This is a genomic window from Paenibacillus sp. sg306046 (genome assembly GCF_059821225.1).
The window spans coordinates 318,682-337,809 of sequence record NZ_JCAMRT010000001.1 but is presented as its reverse complement, the minus strand read 5'-3'; the positions used below and the strand labels follow the sequence as shown (position 1 = coordinate 337,809).

The window sequence follows — 19,128 nt, the reverse complement described above, 5'->3', positions numbered from 1 at the left end:
GTAACGGTGCTGCATATGCGACGTGAGACACTGTTCAGTATAAAAGTGACATGTTATGATGAAGTTTGACCATAAATTGTGACGGAATAGGGGAGAAAATATGCGGGCTTTGTTCTCCGGCGCCGAATGGATGCATAAAATCAAAATGATTTGCCGGCTTCCCTTCTCTAACCATACGCTTCGGTATTTCCCGCCCGAATTTGTGTTTCGTGATCCGGTTTTGTCATTGGTGAAGAGGTATCGGAAATCCGGGCATTCCTGCGCATTGATTTTGCTTCATCTGGAAAATTACCATCATCTATTCGCTTCCTCTACCTATGAGTCGATGGCTGCGCTTCAGCAGCGGATTGAGCAAACGTTGCTTACGCTTCTTCCGACCTACTTTAAGCCGGCCGATCTGATCGGGATCAGGCGGTGGGGAGATGAGGATATAGGTCTGTTTGTCAAAGCAAGTGAAGGATTAGGCTTTGACGAATTGCAGCAAAGAGGCAGCTTGATTTTGCGCGAGCTGGAGCGGCGGTTGAATCTCCATGCCCCGGAACGTACCAGTGCAGCGAAATCCGTCAGCTTTGTTACGGCTTGTTATGTGATCGGGCCGGAAATTGAGCATACGGGGGCGGCCGTACAGAGCGCGTATCATTACGCACGTTCGATTGCCACGAAGCAGCTGCCCGTTTATTTCAGCCAAGCCAGACAGCAGCTGCTTGAGATTGTGCGCGAGGAAAACATCAGCGTGCTGGCTCAGCCGATTATGAATTTGTCCAATGGTGAAATTTTCGGTTGGGAAATTTTAACCCGCGGCCCGTCTAACACGCCTTTTCATGCACCTGCGGAGCTGTTTGAGCTGGCGTATCAGGCTGATTTACTGAGCCGCATGGAATTTGTTGTTATTCGCAAAGCGTTTCGGGAAATTTCCGAGCGGCGGATCTGCGATCAGGTGTTTATTAATGTGACGCCGGTGACGCTGAGCCATCCGTTAATTTTGAGCCATTTGCTGGACATGCTGCAGCTGTATCCGAACGTTTCAGCTTCCCAGATCGTGCTTGAAATCACAGAACGCCACGCGATCCGCAACTACGAGCATGTCGGCGCGCTTATGAAAACGTTCCGCTCGCATGGATTCCGGTTTGCGGTAGATGATACCGGGGCCGGCTACTCCAGCCTGCAGACGATTTCGGAGCTGATCCCGGATGTGATCAAGGTTGACCGGTCCGTCATTTCTCATATTGATCAGCTGCCTGTCAAGCAGTCGCTGCTCAAGGCGCTGCTTGATGTAGCCAAGCATATCAACTGCGAGGTAATCGCAGAAGGCGTCGAACGCGAAGAAGAAGCCAATACGCTGGTAGAGCTGCGTGTTAATATGGTGCAAGGCTTCTATGTAGCCCGGCCGCAGCCGCTTGTTCCGGATCAGGAGCGGATGCAGCAGCTAAAGCTGGTAAAAGAAAAGCTGGATCAGCATCGCCGCGTCCAGCCCGCATAAGAAGCACGTTTGTCCGCCTGTGGAAACGCCGGCGGTTTTTGGTGTTGGCCAAGCTGCCTGGAGACTCGACAGGTTTGAAAATTTGCGTAACATTACCTCAAAACTCGAACGTTTGTTTCTATTGAACGGGCTTTGCTTCTAGCGGACAACGGCTTGTTTATGGTACGATGGGAGAGATAAAGGAGATGAGCAGCGATGAGTTCCGTCGACCGGATTTTGGAACAAGCGCTGGCCGGCCAGCGGCTGAGCGTAGAAGATTGCGTAGCTTTGTATGAATCAGACCAGATTGAGAAAATGGGCCACGTTGCCAACCAGATGATGCTGCGGTTCCACCCGGACCCGGTGGCTACGTTTGTGATCGGACGCAATGTGAATTATACGAATATTTGTGATGTGTACTGCCGGTTTTGCGCGTTTTACCGCTCGCCGGGCTCCAAGGAAGGCTACGTGCTGCCGGATGAAACGATTTTTCAGAAAATCCAGGAAACCATCGACGTTCAAGGCACAGAGATTTTGATGCAGGGCGGGACGAACCCGGATTTGCCTTTCACGTATTACACTAACATTTTGCGTGAGATCAAGAAGCGGTTCCCGGATATTACGATGCATTCCTTCTCACCGGCGGAAATTATGAAGATGAAGGAAGTGTCCGAAGGCTTGTCGCTGGAGGAAGTTGTTCGCGCCTTGCATGAAGCGGGTCTTGATTCGCTGCCGGGCGGCGGCGCTGAAATTCTCGATGACCGGACACGCCGCAAAATCAGCCGCAAGAAAGGCTCCTGGACCGATTGGATGGACGTGATGAAAACCGCGCACCGGATCGGGATGAATACGACGGCGACGATGGTGATCGGCTTCGGCGAAACCAATGAGGAGCGGGCGATGCACCTGCTGCGCATCCGCGAAGCACAAGATGAATGCATCCGCGCCGGCTATGCGTCGGAAGGGTTTCTGGCCTTTATTTCCTGGACGTTCCAGCCGGATAATACGAATTTGAAGGCCGAAAAGCTCGGCGCCGAGGATTACCTGAAAAATGTGGCCATTACCCGCATTATGCTCGATAATATTAAAAACTTCCAGTCGTCCTGGGTCACGATGGGGCCTGAGGTGGGCAAGCAGTCGCTGCACTTCGGCTGTAATGACTTCGGCTCAACGATGATCGAGGAAAACGTCGTCTCGGCCGCAGGCACGACCCACAAGGTGAACATTGGCTCGACGCTGGAGCTGATTCGTCAGGCAGGCAAAATTCCTGCCCAGCGGAATACGCGGTACGATATCCTGCGTATGTTTGACGATAAGGATGCGAAGGTTGAGTTTGATTTTGTGATGCAGAATTAAGTACAACGCTTGTCTATATTAATCCAATTGGAAGGATTAGTATAGACGAGCGTTTTTTGTCTGACCCATACTTGAATCAGATGAAACAAACAATGTTTTCGTGGGGAGTTGCTTGAATCGAGCAGGAGGGGAGGTCATCCATATTGAACAAAAATATTAAATTGCGAATCGCTTGGATCATTCCGACTGTGTTTATGTATCTTGCTTGTTTAGGTACCGGCCTATTTTTAATTTCGAATAGCTCCGCGATGGATGAAGGAATGGCTGGATTATGGAGCTTCATGGTTGTGGGACTTTTTCTTGTTTCTGTTCTAGGGACGCTAAGAATCTGGTATTGGATAAAAAATAAAAAAATGTAACGCCAACACGTACAAATGATTCCATGACGAAAGCAGGATTATCCGATGACCTTAGGCAAACAACTGAAACAATTGCGTCAGCAGCAGGGCCTGACATTGCGGAAGCTTGCGGAAAAAGCCGGGATTAGTTATTCGTTGATCCATGCGATGGAAAACGATGAGCTTGTCCCGACTCGGGAAGCTGTGCGTTCGTTGGCCCGTGCGCTGCAGCAGGCTACGGCGGATGAGCTGCTGCAGCTGGCAGGCTATTCTGAAGAGCCGCTTCACTAAAAGTACCGTAAAATTCTAGGAGTCTCGCCCTCTGGGAAAACGCAAGCATTCCGAATATGGTGGGATCGGGCTTAACCCAGCCAATAAAACAGCTGGCCGTCCGGGGCCCGCTCCGTGGGCTGAACATCCGCCGACCCTAATGATGGAACCGTAAGCAGAAAGCTCCCGAAAGGTACAGCCGAATCGGAGGCTGCTGGCTTGCCCGCCCCGCCGCCAGTTGGCTTGCTCCCTGAGGCGCTATTATCGCCATCGCCATCGGCAATCCGCACGGTCGCGCCCAAAGGGACCAACGGGAATAAAGCGTCCATATCCGTATTGGCCAGCCGGATGCAGCCCAGGGAACGATTAGCGCCGATCGAGCCTTGATCCCGCGTGCCGTGCAAAGCGAGCGCGCCGAAGCCAAGCGCGGCTGTGCCGTATACGTCCGGGGTACGGCCCTGCGGTGATTTGACCCGTTCCTGAACCGTGAACGTTCCGGTTGGCGTCGCTCCGGCGGCTCCAAGTCCAACAGGATAGCGAGCCAGCACAAGCTGGCCGCTGCGCAGCTCCGCTTGATGCACGGAGCGGTTCACATGGACGTACACCGGTTCAAATGGAATTGCCGCAGCTTCAGTATTCGGGTAAAACATGTCGGCCGCAGACGCCGCTTCCGGCTTGTACACCCAGCCGCCTTGTCCATCAAAAAAGGCCCGGACGACGTCCGAACCGGAAGCGGCTTCTGCTGGCAAGAAGCTCAGGTAATTGTGAGGATAAGGCTGCAGCAGGTCGGAGACGGCGGCTGGCGCTTCCCCAACCGCTTGCTGATACGTCAGCAAAGCGGTGCGGACGACGTTGGCCGCTGCTTGATTACGCGCCTGGATCAAGTCCGGATGAAGGAAACGGATTTTAACGGCCCGGTCTACGAGCGGGTTGTACTCCGCCATGACAAAGGCCTGGCTTTTGCCAGCTTCGCTGGTCAGGGGCAACGCCTTCTGCTCTTGACTCGCCGCTGGCGAAACGACGCCGTACAGGACGATCGCCGCGCCGGGGTGAGCATCAGCTAAGCTGAGCGTTTTCCGATGCAAGGTGTCCTCGATTTCTTGATACGAGCGGCCCGCAGGCATATACAGAACGAAAGGCTGCTCGACGCGCTCGTAGGTGACGGATTTGCCGACGGTGGTCCAGGGCTTCAGCCATGAAACGGCTTTGGACAGATGTGGCGGAGTGAAAAAAAGCAGCAAAAGCAGCGCATTGATCAACAATAACGTAAGCAGCAGCGCTTTCAAAAACAAGGGAAACGCCCGCTCGTTTCGCGCCGGCTCCTCGCGATTGGCGGTTGGCAGCGAGGCCGCCGGCAGCAGCCGGTTTTCCTGCTTCTCCAGCCGACGCAAGCACCCGGAAGCCGGATAGTAAAAATCCGAAGGATACGTGTGCATCGCATGCTGGTAATGAAGCTTGGCTTTCTTGACCAGACCCCGCTGCTCGTAATGCTGCCCAAGACGGTAATGGGCTTCCGGCGAATGCGGGTCCAAATAACGGATCACCTTCTCGTGGTAATGCGGGTCATGACGATTGACATACATGTTTTTACGCAAACGCACTAGCTGGTCGGCAGATGGAGAAGCGAAACGACCGCGTACAGGCTGCATCACAATCCTCCTAAGCTTCTAAATGGGCTTAATGATACAAATGGTATCATAAATAAGTTAAAACGGCAAATAAAATACAAATTGTATCTAAAAGATCATAAAAAAACCTTGGCTCCTTCAATCAGGATGTCAAGGTCACTCGTTCTTCTTGATATAGTTCAATGCGGTCACGGCCTTTGTGCTTGGCCCGGTATAACGCTGTATCGGCTCCTCCGAACAGCTCCTCCTTGCTGCATCCCTTGGAGAACGCATGCAGGCCGATGCTGATCGTCACTGGATTGCCGTCCAGCTCCTCGTGATGAATGGATGCAACTTGCAGGCGAATCAGCTCCAGCTGCCGCAGGGCATCGCGAACATCGGTTTCCGTAAATAAAATCGCAAATTCTTCGCCGCCATAGCGAGCGGGGAAATCATTGGACGAAACCATCTGCTGGAAGGTGGAGGCGACCGTTTTAAGCACGGCATCGCCAGCCCGGTGACCATACGTATCATTCACTTTTTTGAAATGGTCAATATCAAGCAGCGCAAGCTGAAACGTGAACTCGTTTTGCTCCCCCTGCCGGATCAGCTCCTCCAGATATTCATGAAAGGACATATGATTGTACAGTCCGGTCAGCGCGTCTGTTTTCGCCAGCTTGTCCATGAGAATGTTTTTCACTAGCAGCTCCTGCTCGGAGGCCAAGGTGGAACGCAAATCCTTCATCAGATCCGAGCCGCGGCGAATGACCTCCAGTCCGGCAAGAGCGCCGATGATCAATACGTTCGTCATCACGAACGAGTCGATCCAATTATAAGCATCTAAATACTTGAGCTGCAGGTGGAAGACAGTCCAGTAAGCCAGGAGGGTCGTTAACAGGCTGAATAAAATTTTACGCTTCTGAAAATAAAAGACGGATATCAGGATGGGGAGGAACAAGGTGGTGATAGTTGGCAGCACAAGCGGAAAAAACGAAATCAAATTCAGTGACAAGACGAGTCCGCCTGCGATGACAATATAGTCGCTTGATCGCTTCAACAGACGCATGGCAAGCTCAACCACGAACAGCCCCAAGAACATCCAACAGGCAAATTGAGCGACAAGTGCAGTCGGGTAGGCTTGGCCCTGCATCGAGCTGTTGAGTCGGGCGATCACTGCGCTTGCCAGAATGGCGAAAACAGCTAAAATCCAATAACCGTTCAGAAACCTCCGGTTCCAACGCGGTATCTTGGCATGATGAACCACATCAAAAACCATAAGACTTCACTCCAGCATTCTTTGTAAATCTCAATTATTACTATACCATGGCCTTTTGTGGTTTGTATATATGGTCCTCCTGGGCCATATACTTGTTAAGGAAGGGGAGTAACGGCACTGAAAGGAGTGAGCACGGATGAAGCTGTTAACGGTAATTGCCTCTGTGCGCTCGGAGGAGCAAGCGGCCTATTTCAGCGGCGTATTTGTACAGGTCGGCTCGCTGATCCGGCAAGCGCACAAGATCGAGATTCGTTCCGAGGCGAACGGGGAAACGCGTATCCTCACGATGACCGGCCGATTGCCGGACTTTCATTTGCATAGAGAGCTGGATCAATTTACGGCGGAGTCGGCGGAAGCTTTGGCGGATTATGTGATTCGGTACGAGGAGCGCCGGCTGCTCGACAAGCTGATCCGTGATGAGTTTCAGTATAGGCAAGAGGAGGAAGCACGGCAAATATTGGCGTACTGTGAGCAAATGCTTGGGGCCGACGGGCAGAGCGAGGAGGAGGAGGAGGCGGTCAGCACGTGGTCCAGGCGCAAGGAGAAGCTGGCCGCGGAAATCCACGCTTATATCGGCACGCATACCGAGCTGCATCTTGACGGCCTGATTCGCTTCCGGCTGCAGGGGTACAAGCAGGAGCTGCGCGAAGTGGTGGAATACGCGATTGACGAATTTGTGATGGACCGGCAATACCAGGAGTTTATTTCGCTGCTGCAATATTTTGTTTATATTCAGGAAGCGAAGGTGCCATTTGTACACCTGATACATAAGGGCGGCAGCGAGTTTCTGTTGTTGAACGACCGGATGGAGGAGCTGGACCCGGATGGAGCGGAGGCGGGCGTTACCGTCGAAATGCTGGAGAAGGATATGAACTTCGAGGACATGATTGTCAGTACCTTGATTACGGTATCGCCGCAGACGATTTATTTGCATACGCGGGAGCCGGAAGCGCAGGTCATCAAGACAATCGGGCAAATTTTTGAAAATCGGGTGGAGCTGTGCAGCTACTGCAGATTGTGCCACAACCTTGACCGTTCGAGCGCGGCTGAATATAATAAGATGTAGGCAATGATCAAAGACAACAATAACTGAAGCGCCGCTCAGAGAGAGGGGACCCGGCTGCAATCCCCTTCGGTTTACGCGACAGTTGTTTACCCCTTTGTAGCTGCGGTATGGAACGGCATCCCCGAAGGGCAATGCTTATTATATGCCGCCGGACGATCCCCGTTAACGGATGCTGGAGGATCTGTCGCCGTCAGGCGCGGATTGAAGTAGGGTGGAACCACGAGCCAAAGCGTACTCGTCCCTTGTCGGGAGGACTGCGCTTTTTTTATTTGTCCAAAACAGGCTTCGAATGGAAGTAGGCTGGCTGCTCTAGCTTGGGCAGGCGGCGGAGGCTATTCTCAGTTGAACATGGAGGTTATCAGACATGGCTGTACAAGTATCGTTTCCGGACGGAGCTGTCCGTGAGTTTGCGCAAGGAACGACGATCGAGGAGGTCGCAGGCTCCATCAGCAGCGGCTTGAAAAAAAATGCGGTAATCGGCAAGCTGGACGGCAAGGCGGTTGACTTGAACACGGCGCTGGAGCAGGATGCGGCGCTGGAGATTGTGACGCTTGACAGCGAGGCCGGGCTTGAGGTGTACCGCCACAGCACGGCGCATTTGATGGCGCAGGCGATCAAACGTATTTATGGCGAAAAGGCTGTCAAGCTGGGCATCGGGCCGGTTATCGAGGACGGCTTCTATTACGATATTGATCTGGAAAGCTCGATTACGCCGGAGGATCTGGTGAAAATCGAAAAAGAAATGGAACGTATTGTGCAGGAAAATTTGCCGATCCGCCGCCGTGTCGTCAGCCGCGAGGAGGCGCTCCGTATTTTCAGCGAGCTGGAGGACCCGCTGAAGCTGGAGCTGATTCGCGATCTGCCGGAGGATTCCGTGCTGACGATTTACGATCAGGGCGAATTTTTTGATCTGTGCCGCGGTCCGCATTTGCCATCCACAGGCCGGATCAAGGCGTTCAAGCTGCTTAGCGTTGCGGGAGCTTACTGGCGCGGCGATTCGAAAAACAAGATGCTGCAGCGAATTTACGGCACGGCCTTCGCGAAGAAGGCTGAGCTGGACGAACATCTGCATTTGCTGGAGGAAGCGAAGAAACGCGACCATCGCAAGCTGGGCAAGGAGCTGAAAGTATTCGGCTTTTCCAGCGAGGTTGGACAAGGCTTGCCGCTCTGGCTGCCAAACGGGGCCAAAATTCGCCGTACGATGGAACGGTATATTGTTGACCTGGAAGAACGTCTCGGCTACCAGCATGTGTATACGCCGGTGCTGGCGAACGTCGAGCTGTATAAGACGAGCGGCCACTGGGAGCATTACCAGGAGGATATGTTCCCCAAGATGATCATGGACAATGAGGAGCTGGTGCTCCGTCCGATGAACTGTCCGCATCATATGATGGTCTACAAAAGCGATATGCGCAGCTATCGCGACCTGCCGGTCCGGATCGCCGAGCTGGGCACGATGCATCGTTACGAGATGTCCGGCGCTTTGACCGGTCTGCACCGCGTTCGGGCGATGACGTTAAACGATGCGCATATTTTCTGCCGTCCGGATCAAATTAAGGAAGAATTTGCCCGTGTCGTCAACCTGATCCGCCATGTGTATGAAGATTTCGGCATCAAGGATTACCGGTTCCGTCTGTCGTACCGTGATCCGAAGGATACGGAGAAATATTTCCAGAATGATGAAATGTGGGAAATGTCGCAGCGGATGCTGCGCGAGGTCGTGGAGGAGCTTGGCTTGCCGTTTTTCGAGGCGGAGGGCGAGGCGGCCTTCTACGGTCCGAAGCTGGACGTGCAGATCAAGACAGCGCTCAAGAAAGAAGAAACGCTGTCCACAGCGCAGCTGGACTTCCTGCTGCCGGAGCGGTTCCAGCTTGAATACGTGGGCGCCGACGGCCAGAAGCATCGTCCGGTGGTCATCCACCGCGGCATTATTTCGACGATGGAGCGGATGACCGCGTTCCTGCTGGAAAACTTCGCAGGCGCGCTGCCGACCTGGCTCAGCCCGGTTCAAGCGAAGGTGCTGCCGGTGTCCGGCAACTTCGATACGTATGCGCGCGAGCTGCAGGAGAAGCTGCAGGCGGCGGGAATTCGCGTCGAAGCGGATTTGCGCAACGAGAAGCTTGGCTACAAAATTCGTGAAGCCCAGCTGGAGAAAATCCCGTATATGCTCGTCGTCGGTGAAAATGAAGTGCAGTCGCACGGAGCCTCCGTTCGCAAGCGCGGCGCAGGCGATCTGGGTGCGCAAAGCGTTGAGCAAGTCATTGCGATGATTCAGGACGAGATCGTAAACAAAACGGTGTCCTGATCCGCCTGAACCACAGTCCTTCCGAAGACCGGAAGGGCTTTTTTGGCGTTGCAGAGCCTCGGGCCTGCGGCTTAAAGTCGCCGATTTCCGCCCGCCCGCCGTATAGAACCTCCCCTGGTTGGACAGTCTTTTAATAGTAAGGGGAGGTTTAACAAAACCAATGTTCACGAAAAGCGCAAGTCATGCCAAGTGGATTTGCTTCTTGGCACTGCTTCTCTCGAGCTGGATTTGGCTTGAAGCCCGCCGCTCACCGCGAATCAAGCCGGAAGTGCCTGCTGCCGGAGCCTCCGTTGCCGCCATGCCTGCCGCCGCCCGGGCTGCCCCGGTTGTGTTGGGTCCGCCAGCTCAGCCGTCCGTACCAGCCGTTCAGGCCGCGGGGACGACCGCACGCAGACAGCGGGATTACAAGCTGTTTCCCCGCCAGGATCAAGATTTGTCGCAGCTAAGCGCTGTCGAGGTAACGGCAACCGGCTATTATGCCGGACATGAATCGACAGGAAAGCATCCGGGACATCCGGAATACGGAGTCACATTCTCCGGCCTGAAGGTAGCTCGCGATTACGGCTCCTTGTCTACAATTGCGGCTGATCCGCACGTGTTTCCGCTAGGCACCGTGCTGTACATTCCCGGCTATGGCTACGGCGTTGTGGCTGATACGGGAGGCGCAATTAAGGGAAACCGGATTGATCTGTACTTCGAAACCAAAGCGCAAGTATATAAAGAATGGGGTAAGAAAACGTTGAAGGTATTTGTGGTCAAACGAGGCGACGGCAAGCTGACTGAAACGATGTGGAAGCAATTGAAAGAAGATATGTCCAAATAAAAGCTAAAAATTTCCATAATAAACAGCCCTGACTTGAGCCATACTAAGCTTTGTCGGGGAGGTGATATCAATGGCGAAAAACAAAGTGAACAAAAACAATAGTAACAACCAGCAATACAATGCTGAGTTTGCTCAGGAAGTTGCAGCGAATCACAATGTAAACAATGCGAATAACGCTGCAGCTCAAAACAATGAAACAAACCAATCTCAAAATAACCAAAGCTAAAAAAAGGAAAACTTCCGGTGCATGCCGGGGGTTTTCTTTTTTTTAGTTATCGTGTAAAATAAAATCATTGTTACAATTGCTCACGTTACGGGGAAGGTGATGTGTCATGATGAACGCTTGGGCGGCTGGAGGCTCAGCGATGACGAATAAACGGAAAGCAGCTGAGGTGTATCCGTTTTTAGAAGCCTATATGGCTCATAAAGAGACGCAAATTGCCGAAATCGAGCAAGTGATTAGCAGATACGAGAAAAAACGGCAAATTGAAGAGCGGAGCTACCAGTCGATGTCAGCTTTTCGCCGAATGTTTGCAGGGAAAAAGCCTGATCATCACCTGGCAGTTGAGTATATTCACTACGTTAAGCGGCCGATGGAGCAGATTCGCGCGCTGCGTCAAGAGATTGAACAGGCTCGTTCGATTTTGCTCGGCAGCAAGCCGTCCGATCTGGTAGAGGTCAGCGACGACTTGGCCAAAGAGCTTTCCTAAGCAAGCAGGATCATCTAAAAATGGATGGAGACACTTCTATGCGCAAGCAGGAGGTGTTTTTTTGTTGCAGTGAAGCTCGTGTAACGTGCATCGGATCGCCTATGATTATGGAGGGAATAACCTATGAATGCCAGGTCATATTGAGTTAAACTGTCAAAGACATTCATGAATGCGCTGTCATTATAGGGTTTAATGTCCTTCTTAAACAATTTAAAGCGCTTACAATTATTGGGAGCGTGAGTGAAACGGGGGACTTTAAAAAGAAAGTAAGGAGGGGATAGGAACGCCTGCAACCCGAGCAACATGATTCAGCTTTGACGGATTGACATGTAAAATCCATGGAGGTGTATATGGCCTTGCGTAAACAGATTTCGCTAGTGTTAGGCTTAGCGCTGCTTCTCAACGCGTTTATCATTTTCGAACCAAATGCTCCAGTCGGCTATGCGGCAGAGCCTGAGCCAGGTCCCGCGGTTATCGACGATACTTATGCACCAGCCACAATTTTCGAAAAAGACTTTTCCACCACGCCGCTCGGCTTGCAGGGCTCCGATCTTGGCTTCGACTATTCGTCCTATTCATCGGGCACAGGCTCGGCCGTCGTGGAACAAGATCCGTATACAGGAACCCCTGCGCTTCATATCAAAGCAAGCAATATCGTCACATCCGATTCGACCTTGCGCAACGAATTTCAGCTTAGCAAAACGTTCGGTGAACCGTATACAGGGACAATTTCTACGGAAATTACGTTCATGCAGACGGGCACCAAAAAGGATAACCGGATCATCCAGTTTTTCCCTTCCCAAGGCAACACCTTTATGGTTGGCGCCGGCGTGACGGCTTCCAAAGGACTGGCTTACCTGTTATCGACGGCGCCGGCAGGCGATCTGGGAGGCACGTATAATTTAGGCGAATGGCATACGATCCGTCTGGATTTTAATACCGTGACCCAGCGGTACAGCTTGTATTGGAACGGGAATTTGATCAACAATCAAGCTCGTACACAGATGAACAAAAGCTTGCCGATTTACAATCTGAAACGGTTGGTTATTGCGCCGCCGAGTACTTCAGGGGATCTTTGGATTCGCGGCTTGAAGGTCACGCGGACACCCTTCCAGCCGGAACCGCCGGCGCCCAAGCTTAACTCTTCAGGCTCGCGCAACTCCAGAATTATGTGGTCCGCCCAGCATTATCCCTACGCTTCCCGGTATCGCGTAAGAATCAAGCTGCAAGGCGAGACCCAGTGGAGAAATGTCGGCAATGCGAACGCCTTCTGGAAAGATTACACGGGCACATCGAATAACCCGAATTCAGATATTAACTCCTTTTACGATATTGCGAAAATGGCGAATACCCCGTTAGTCAACGGACAAACATACACGTTAGGCTTGAGCACCGTAACCCGGGATGAATACGGCTTGTATACGCCGGATGGAAAACCGGGCGATTTTGAAAGTAAGATCACCGAATTTGAAGGCATTCCTTATGCGACAACCCCGGTGCAAACACCGGATGCCAGCGTTGTGGAAGGGCTGACCGCGTATGCGAACTACTACGGCTATTTGTGGAATTACAAGTCGGGCACCAAAGTAGGAGATCATGCTTTTAATCTCTCCGTAGCCAATGAGGTGCCGCTCCAATTCACACAAATTCCGGATAAATATGCGGGTCTGGATCGCATCGTCACCACGTACAAGGATGTGATGCGCTACCCGAACGGCTTTGACGGAACGAAGCAGGATCAGCTGATTGGCTTCACCGTCAAGGATAAAACGACCGTTTATGTGGCGATGGATAAAAACGCGACGCTGCCGGGCTGGATGTCGGATTGGACCGCCACTGGCGACAATATCAAGCTCAACACGCTGGCTTCCGGCTATACCTTCGATATTTATAAGAAGGACTTTGCCGCAGGCTCAACCGTTTTGCTGGGGTACAACGACTATGCCAATTTCGATGCGAGTAAAAACGCCGGTTATTTCGCCATGGTGGAGAGGGTTTCTACCGGCTTGACGCTGGACCCTGTGCAGCAATGGGTAAACACGTCTACGTATAAGCTGACCGGATCGGTTAGTGAAAGCGTATACTTATCCGTTTATCAAAATGGCCATGCAGTCAGCTTGCCCGATCACGGATTTGTTCAGGAAGGCAAGCTTGAGCTGGATTTGAGCTTAACGCCCGGGGCCAATCAGGTTGATGTTTATGCGAGCCGCCTGAATTCCAAGCTATACGACCATGTAACGGAAACAATTAACCAGGACAGCGTTGCTCCGGAAATTCGCGTACCGGTTCCTCCGGCAACCGTAAGGGAAGCGGTTTACACGCTTCAAGGCTCATTAAGCAAGGAAGCCAAGCTAACGATCAAGTTAAATGGAACGAATGTCGTCGATTCCGTTTACAAATCCGTGTACGAGCCGTTCTCCTATCCGTTGACTTTACAGGAGGGATCGAACCTCATTGAAATTTCAAGCGTCGATTTGGCCGGCAATTTCAAACAAATCAATTATGCGATGGAGTACAAATTTTGGGCAGGTCAAGGCACCGTCGTTGATTTTAATGGCAATCATGTCCAGGGGCTGACGCCTTCGCAGCACGTCGTTGCCGAAAAGCAAATCGCCAATACGACAGCAGCCAGAAAGCAGCTGACGCTCTGGTTTGTGCTGTATGATGCCGACCACACGATGATTGACTATTCTTCGACCGTGGCTGAGCTGAAGCCGGGTGAAACGAAAACGCTGGGCGCCGGATTTGTGCTTCCCGCTGAAGTGTCTCGTTATCAGGTGAAAGTATTTATTTGGGACAGCCTCGATCGGATCGAAGGACAGACGCCGCTTGCTGAAGAGCTAATTGTCAAGTAATTATAGCTAGGAGGTCGGACAATGAAGAAAGCCCTGCAACTAGGGATATGCGCGCTGCTCATGTTGAATGGTTTGTGGCTACCGGGCCCCGCTGAAGTGAACGCTGCGGCTGTAGCGCCCGTATTAAACCGTCCAGCTCAATTGAAAGCGACTTCGGGAACTAACCAGGCTACACTTTCATGGGCGGCGGCAGCTGGCGCCTCGTCGTATAAAGTGCAGCGCAGCACGGTAAATGGCGGACCGTATGAGGTACTGGCGAATGGCGTTACGGGTCTTGCGTTTACCGATTCAACCGTTCAAAATGGGACGGCCTATTATTATGTAGTGACAGCGGTCAGCGCTTCGGCGGAAAGCATGATTTCGTCTCAGGTGCGGGTGATTCCGTCTGCAGCCGCAGCAGGCGCGCCGGCAGCCCCGGCAGATGTGGCCGGCATTGCCAACGATGGCAGCGTCGAGCTGACCTGGACTGCGGAAGCGGGCGTCACGAGCTACGCGGTTAAGCGGAGCACCGTTAGCGGAGGTCCCTACACGACGTTAAACAGCACATTGACGACAAGCGCCTATACGGATACAAGCGTGATCAACGGAACGACGTATTATTATGTGATTTCTGCGACGAATGCAAGCGGAGAAAGCCGAGCCAGCGATGAGATTGCCATTAGCCCGGCCATGACGATCACGGTGGCCCAAAATGGCACCGGCGACTTTTCCAATATCAAGTCGGCTCTGGAATCTATTCCGAGCAATAACGCGACCCGAAAAATTATTTACATTAAAGCAGGCTCGTACAACGAGAAGCTGTCTGTAACCGTGCCTTATATTTCCTTAATCGGTGAAGGCAAGGATAAGACGAAAATCTTTTATAACGATAATGAATTCACCCCGGTTGCCGGCAATAGCTCGGCCACGTTGCCTGCTCTCGATACGGCCACGCTGACCGTAGGCGGCACGAAAAACAGAGCGGACGGCTCGATCGCGACAGCCAGTCATTTTTATGCGGCCAACTTGTCCATCGAGAATACATCCGACGTTACGAAGGGCCGGGCGTTGGCCGCGCGTGTCATTGCGGATCAGGTTGTGTTTGAAAATGTCCGGTTTGTCGGCTACCAGGATACGCTTTATACAGGCGTTACGTATTACGACAAAACCGGCAGACAATATTACCGGAACAGCGAAATTAAAGGCTCCGTCGATTTTATTTACGGACCGTCGACGGCAGCGGTATTTGACAATAGCGATATCGTCAGCATTAACGGACCTTCGCGCTCCGGCGGCTACATTACGGCCGGTGCTACACAAAATGCGAGCGGCGATCTTCCGGGTTATGTATTTCTGAATTCGCGGCTCATGAAGGACGGCACGACCCAAGGAAAGCATTACTTAGGCCGTCCTTGGCAGGACCAGCCGACAGTTCGTTATATCAACACCTGGATGGATGATCATATTCATCCGGACGGCTGGGCCGAAATGACCAATAATCTGACTTCCTATTATTCGGAATATAACAGCACCGGGCCGGGAGCAAGTCCATCCACCCGGAAGCTGGCGGCGATGACAGATCCAAGCCACTTTGCGATGACGGCGGAGCAGGCCAGCCAGTTTACGATTCCGCGCATGTTCGGCGGCTGGGACCCGAGCGTACGGGTTGTGTACCCGAAAGTATTCCAGACAGCCGTGCCCGTTGTTGATCCGGCGCTGCCGGACGGCATTTCGGGATCCTATACAAAGCCTGTCCTCGTGTATATGGAAGTGAACAACGAGGTTCCCGCGCTTAATCGGGTCCAGTATCGCATCAATCATGGGGCGTGGACCACGTACACGAGCGCATTTACAGTAAGCAATGAAGGCGTGAATACGGTGGAGTACCGGTACGTCGACGCACTGGGCACTCCAAGCACAAGCAAGCAGATTACGCTTAAATTGAACTTTACAGAGAAGAAAAAAATACCGGCTTTCCCTGGTGCTGAGGGCGGCGGTATGTATGTAACGGGTGGACGCGGTGGTTCTGTATATGTCGTCAACAATTTGCTTGATTACGGCGAAGGCACCACGCCGATTCCCGGCTCCTTCCGCGATGCGGTCAGCCAGCCGAACCGGACCATTATTTTTAATGTATCCGGCACGATTCATCTGGTGCAGCCGTTAACGATCGGGAAGCCGAACCTGACCATTGCCGGACAAACGGCTCCGGGCGACGGTATTGCGCTCAGCGGCTATGCGGTCAAAATCGGCAGCGGCACAAGCGCGGCAGGCGGCAACATTATCGTCCGCTATATCCGGTTCCGCGGCGGCATCAACCAGTTGGACGATGCGTTCAACATTACAGGCGACAACGTCATTGTTGACCACGTTTCAGGCAGCTGGAGCTCGGATGAGCTTTTCTCCTCCGAGAATAACAAAAACTTTACGCTGCAATGGAGCTTTATCACCAACAGCTTGAATCACTCCATTCATACGAAGGGGCCGCATGGCTACGGCGGTATTTGGGGAGGGTCCAACGCTACTTTCGCCAACAACCTGATCATGAACCACCAGAACCGGAATCCGCGATTTGCCAGAGCAACCGATATTCCGAATTACCCGCAGAAAATTGACTTCAAGAACAATGTCATTTACAACTGGGGCTTCAATACGATTTATGGCGGGGAAATGGCCACAGGCATTAATATCATCAATAACTATTTTAAGCCGGGCCCGAACACGTCCGCTGCATTTAACCGGATTGTATCGCCTTCAGGCGGAGATGCCGGCGGCGGAGCCTTCTACGTTAACGGCAACTATGTTGAAGGTGCGCCGGATGTAACCGCTGATAATGTGAAGGGGATTCAAACGTCCGATACGTATACGCTCAAAATGACGCCATTTGTTTATCCGGACGCAAATGATACGGTCGGCGGACCGACGGTGGCGCAGCCTGCCGAGGTGGCTTACCAAAACGTCATGCTCCACGGCGGCGCTTCCTTGCCGAAGCGGGATTCCCTGGATGCCCGTATCGTTAATGAAGTGAAAAATGGCACCGGCCGAGCCATCAACAAAATCGAAAACGACGGCGGATTGCCTGAGCTGAACACGCTTCCGGCCCCGCTTGACAGCGATGGCGACGGCATGCCAGATTCCTGGGAGCTTGCGCATGGTCTGGACCCGTATGATAACGGTCTGGACAGTAACGGGAATCCGATTCCAGGCAATGTGAACGGAAGCTTTGGAGATTTGGACGGAAATGGCTATACGAATCTTGAGGATTATTTAAACTCTCTGGCTGATATGCCTGTTCCGCTGAATCCGGTTGTATCCATTCAGACGCCGGTCATGCACAAAGCCTATGAGCTGAACAGTCCGATCACCCTGAACGCGACGGCGGCAGCTGCGGCCAGCGGCGCTTCGATTGCCAAGGTCATTTTCTATGACCGCGATCAGAAGCTTGGCGAAGCGACAAGCGCGCCTTACGACTTTACCTGGAATAATGCTTCGGAAGGGCAGCACTACCTTTATGCCAAAGCAGTGGACAGCAACGGCGTAATGACGTTGTCGGATGCGGTCATCGTGTATGTGAACGGTCCGGAAAACGTCCAGCCATGGACCTCGGAGGATATTGGTAAGGTCAACATTCCGGGTACGGCCAATTTGACTGATAACGTGTACAAAGTGAAGGGCTCCGGTAAAATCAATCTTAGAGGCACATCGGATTCCTTCCATTATGTGTATCAGCCTGTTCAAGGTAATTTCCAAATTTATGCCAATGTTTCGTGGGAATCTGAATATGAAGAAGATGTGAAAACCGGATTTATGATGCGCGAAAGTTTGGACCCTACCTCGAAGGCCGTTGGCGTATTCCTGTCGACGGACCCGACCGATTCGTTCGGCGATACAAGCGGACGGAAAATTTCAGTGATCAACCGCAGCAAGGTCGGCGACGCCTATACTGAGCAATTACTGCGCAGTGCCAGCCTGAAAGCGCCATTTTGGTTAAAAATGGAGCGGGTTGACAATCGGGTATCCGGTTATGTCTCGAAGGATGGCGTAGACTGGTCGCTGGTCGCTGCGAACGATGTGAATATCGGCGAAACCGTGTATGTCGGTATGGCTGTAGAGGGAACGACGCCTAAGATTGATTATTTAATGGCCGCTCATTATACCGACCTTCGCTTCTTCGGCTCCGCGCAGTTTACGCTGGACAATCCGGCAAGCGAGACAGTTGAAACACCGGCGTACACCTTGACAGGTCAGGTGAAGGATCGCGCCAAGCTGTCGGTTGTCAATAACGGAATAACGGTTGCCGAAGCGGTCTACACGGAAGCGGGCGGGACGTTCTCCAAGCCGATTATTTTGCAGGAAGGCGTCAATACGATTGTCGTATCCGCAGCCAATGAGGAGCTGTTCGGCAATACCGTAAGCTCCAAAACGATTAAGGTTACCTATAACAAAGCTTCGGTTGTTTACAGCCCGTCGGTTACCATTCCGAGTGTCGTGAACTCGCCGTCCTACGCGTTGATGGGCAGCATTAGCAGGGATGCCAGCGTAACGGTGAAGGTGAATGGAACAGTCGCGCTTGATCAGGCCAAGCAGCTCAAAAATGTTTCGTTTACGGTTCCTCTTACGTTGAAGGAGGGCATCAACGAGGTTACAATCTCAAGCGTTGATGACTATCAAGTCAGCGGCTCGCAAACGTACCAGATCACTTATGTGAAAAATTGGGGCGAGCAGCTGTTTACCGTGACCGAGCTTAGCTTGACGGATCGCAGCGGCAACGCCGTCCCTGGTCTGGTCGCGGCTCGCGATGTCGTGGCCCATGCATCGGTTCGTAACAATTCGGCAGTTACGCAGCAGGGCGTGCTTGTGATTGGGCTGTTCGATCAGCAAAACCGGATGGTCCGGTATTCGCTTGTGACCCATTCGTTCCTGGCTGGCGAAGACAAGCAGATGAAGTCGATGATGCGGGCGCCTGAGCTTGTTATGGGCTACAAGCTAAAGGCATTTGTGTGGAACAACAAAGCAAGCCAGCTCAGAATTTCAAACGAAGTAACGCTTCCTTGATAACCGGTATTTAACATGAAAGGGGAGGA

General features: G+C 52.4%; 13 protein-coding genes. 11 read left to right on the top strand and 2 right to left on the bottom strand.

What is annotated here, in order from left to right:
- The first annotated feature begins 100 nt into the window (after positions 1 to 100).
- From AC6ROY_RS01450 to AC6ROY_RS01435, 4 genes are all read left to right on the top strand, one after another.
- Positions 101 to 1,480 (top strand): EAL domain-containing protein, encoded by a 1,380-nt coding sequence (locus AC6ROY_RS01450; protein ID WP_500098179.1) that lies wholly within the window; start codon positions 101 to 103, stop codon positions 1,478 to 1,480.
- 195 nt (positions 1,481 to 1,675) lie between these two features.
- Complete coding sequence (mqnC, locus tag AC6ROY_RS01445) at positions 1,676 to 2,815, top strand: cyclic dehypoxanthinyl futalosine synthase (protein WP_500098178.1); 1,140 nt, start codon at positions 1,676 to 1,678, stop codon at positions 2,813 to 2,815.
- A 143-nt stretch (positions 2,816 to 2,958) separates the two neighbouring features.
- Positions 2,959 to 3,174, top strand: coding sequence for a hypothetical protein (locus AC6ROY_RS01440; RefSeq protein ID WP_500098177.1), 216 nt, complete (start codon positions 2,959 to 2,961; stop codon positions 3,172 to 3,174).
- Positions 3,175 to 3,219: 45 nt separating this feature from the next.
- Complete coding sequence (locus AC6ROY_RS01435; protein WP_500098176.1) at positions 3,220 to 3,444, top strand: helix-turn-helix domain-containing protein; 225 nt, start codon at positions 3,220 to 3,222, stop codon at positions 3,442 to 3,444.
- Between the two features lie 71 nt (positions 3,445 to 3,515).
- On the opposite strand, the gene AC6ROY_RS01430 is transcribed toward AC6ROY_RS01435, so the two are convergent.
- Both AC6ROY_RS01430 and AC6ROY_RS01425 read right to left on the bottom strand, forming a co-directional pair.
- Positions 3,516 to 5,072, bottom strand: a complete 1,557-nt coding sequence (locus AC6ROY_RS01430; protein ID WP_500098175.1) for a L,D-transpeptidase family protein — start codon at positions 5,070 to 5,072, stop codon at positions 3,516 to 3,518.
- Positions 5,073 to 5,193: 121 nt separating this feature from the next.
- Positions 5,194 to 6,306, bottom strand: a complete 1,113-nt coding sequence (locus AC6ROY_RS01425; RefSeq protein ID WP_500098174.1) for a GGDEF domain-containing protein — start codon at positions 6,304 to 6,306, stop codon at positions 5,194 to 5,196.
- A gap of 136 nt (positions 6,307 to 6,442) precedes the next feature.
- Between AC6ROY_RS01425 and ytxC the strand changes: the two genes are divergently transcribed.
- From ytxC to AC6ROY_RS01390, 7 genes are all read left to right on the top strand, one after another.
- Positions 6,443 to 7,372 (top strand): sporulation protein YtxC, encoded by a 930-nt coding sequence (gene ytxC / locus AC6ROY_RS01420; protein ID WP_500098173.1) that lies wholly within the window; start codon positions 6,443 to 6,445, stop codon positions 7,370 to 7,372.
- 364 nt (positions 7,373 to 7,736) lie between these two features.
- Positions 7,737 to 9,677, top strand: a complete 1,941-nt coding sequence (thrS, locus tag AC6ROY_RS01415) for a threonine--tRNA ligase (RefSeq protein WP_500098172.1) — start codon at positions 7,737 to 7,739, stop codon at positions 9,675 to 9,677.
- A gap of 202 nt (positions 9,678 to 9,879) precedes the next feature.
- Entirely contained in the window at positions 9,880 to 10,500 is a 621-nt protein-coding gene (locus AC6ROY_RS01410) for a 3D domain-containing protein (RefSeq protein WP_500098171.1), read from the top strand.
- Positions 10,501 to 10,570: 70 nt separating this feature from the next.
- A complete protein-coding gene (locus AC6ROY_RS01405) occupies positions 10,571 to 10,726 on the top strand; it encodes a hypothetical protein (RefSeq protein WP_500098170.1) in 156 nt (51 codons plus the stop codon).
- A 139-nt stretch (positions 10,727 to 10,865) separates the two neighbouring features.
- Positions 10,866 to 11,210, top strand: a complete 345-nt coding sequence (locus tag AC6ROY_RS01400; protein WP_500098169.1) for a hypothetical protein — start codon at positions 10,866 to 10,868, stop codon at positions 11,208 to 11,210.
- A 350-nt stretch (positions 11,211 to 11,560) separates the two neighbouring features.
- On the top strand, positions 11,561 to 14,065 hold the full coding sequence (locus AC6ROY_RS01395; protein WP_500098168.1) for a hypothetical protein: 2,505 nt from the start codon (positions 11,561 to 11,563) through the stop codon (positions 14,063 to 14,065).
- A 21-nt stretch (positions 14,066 to 14,086) separates the two neighbouring features.
- Positions 14,087 to 19,099 (top strand): pectinesterase family protein, encoded by a 5,013-nt coding sequence (locus tag AC6ROY_RS01390; protein WP_500098167.1) that lies wholly within the window; start codon positions 14,087 to 14,089, stop codon positions 19,097 to 19,099.
- Positions 19,100 to 19,128: the final 29 nt, after the last annotated feature.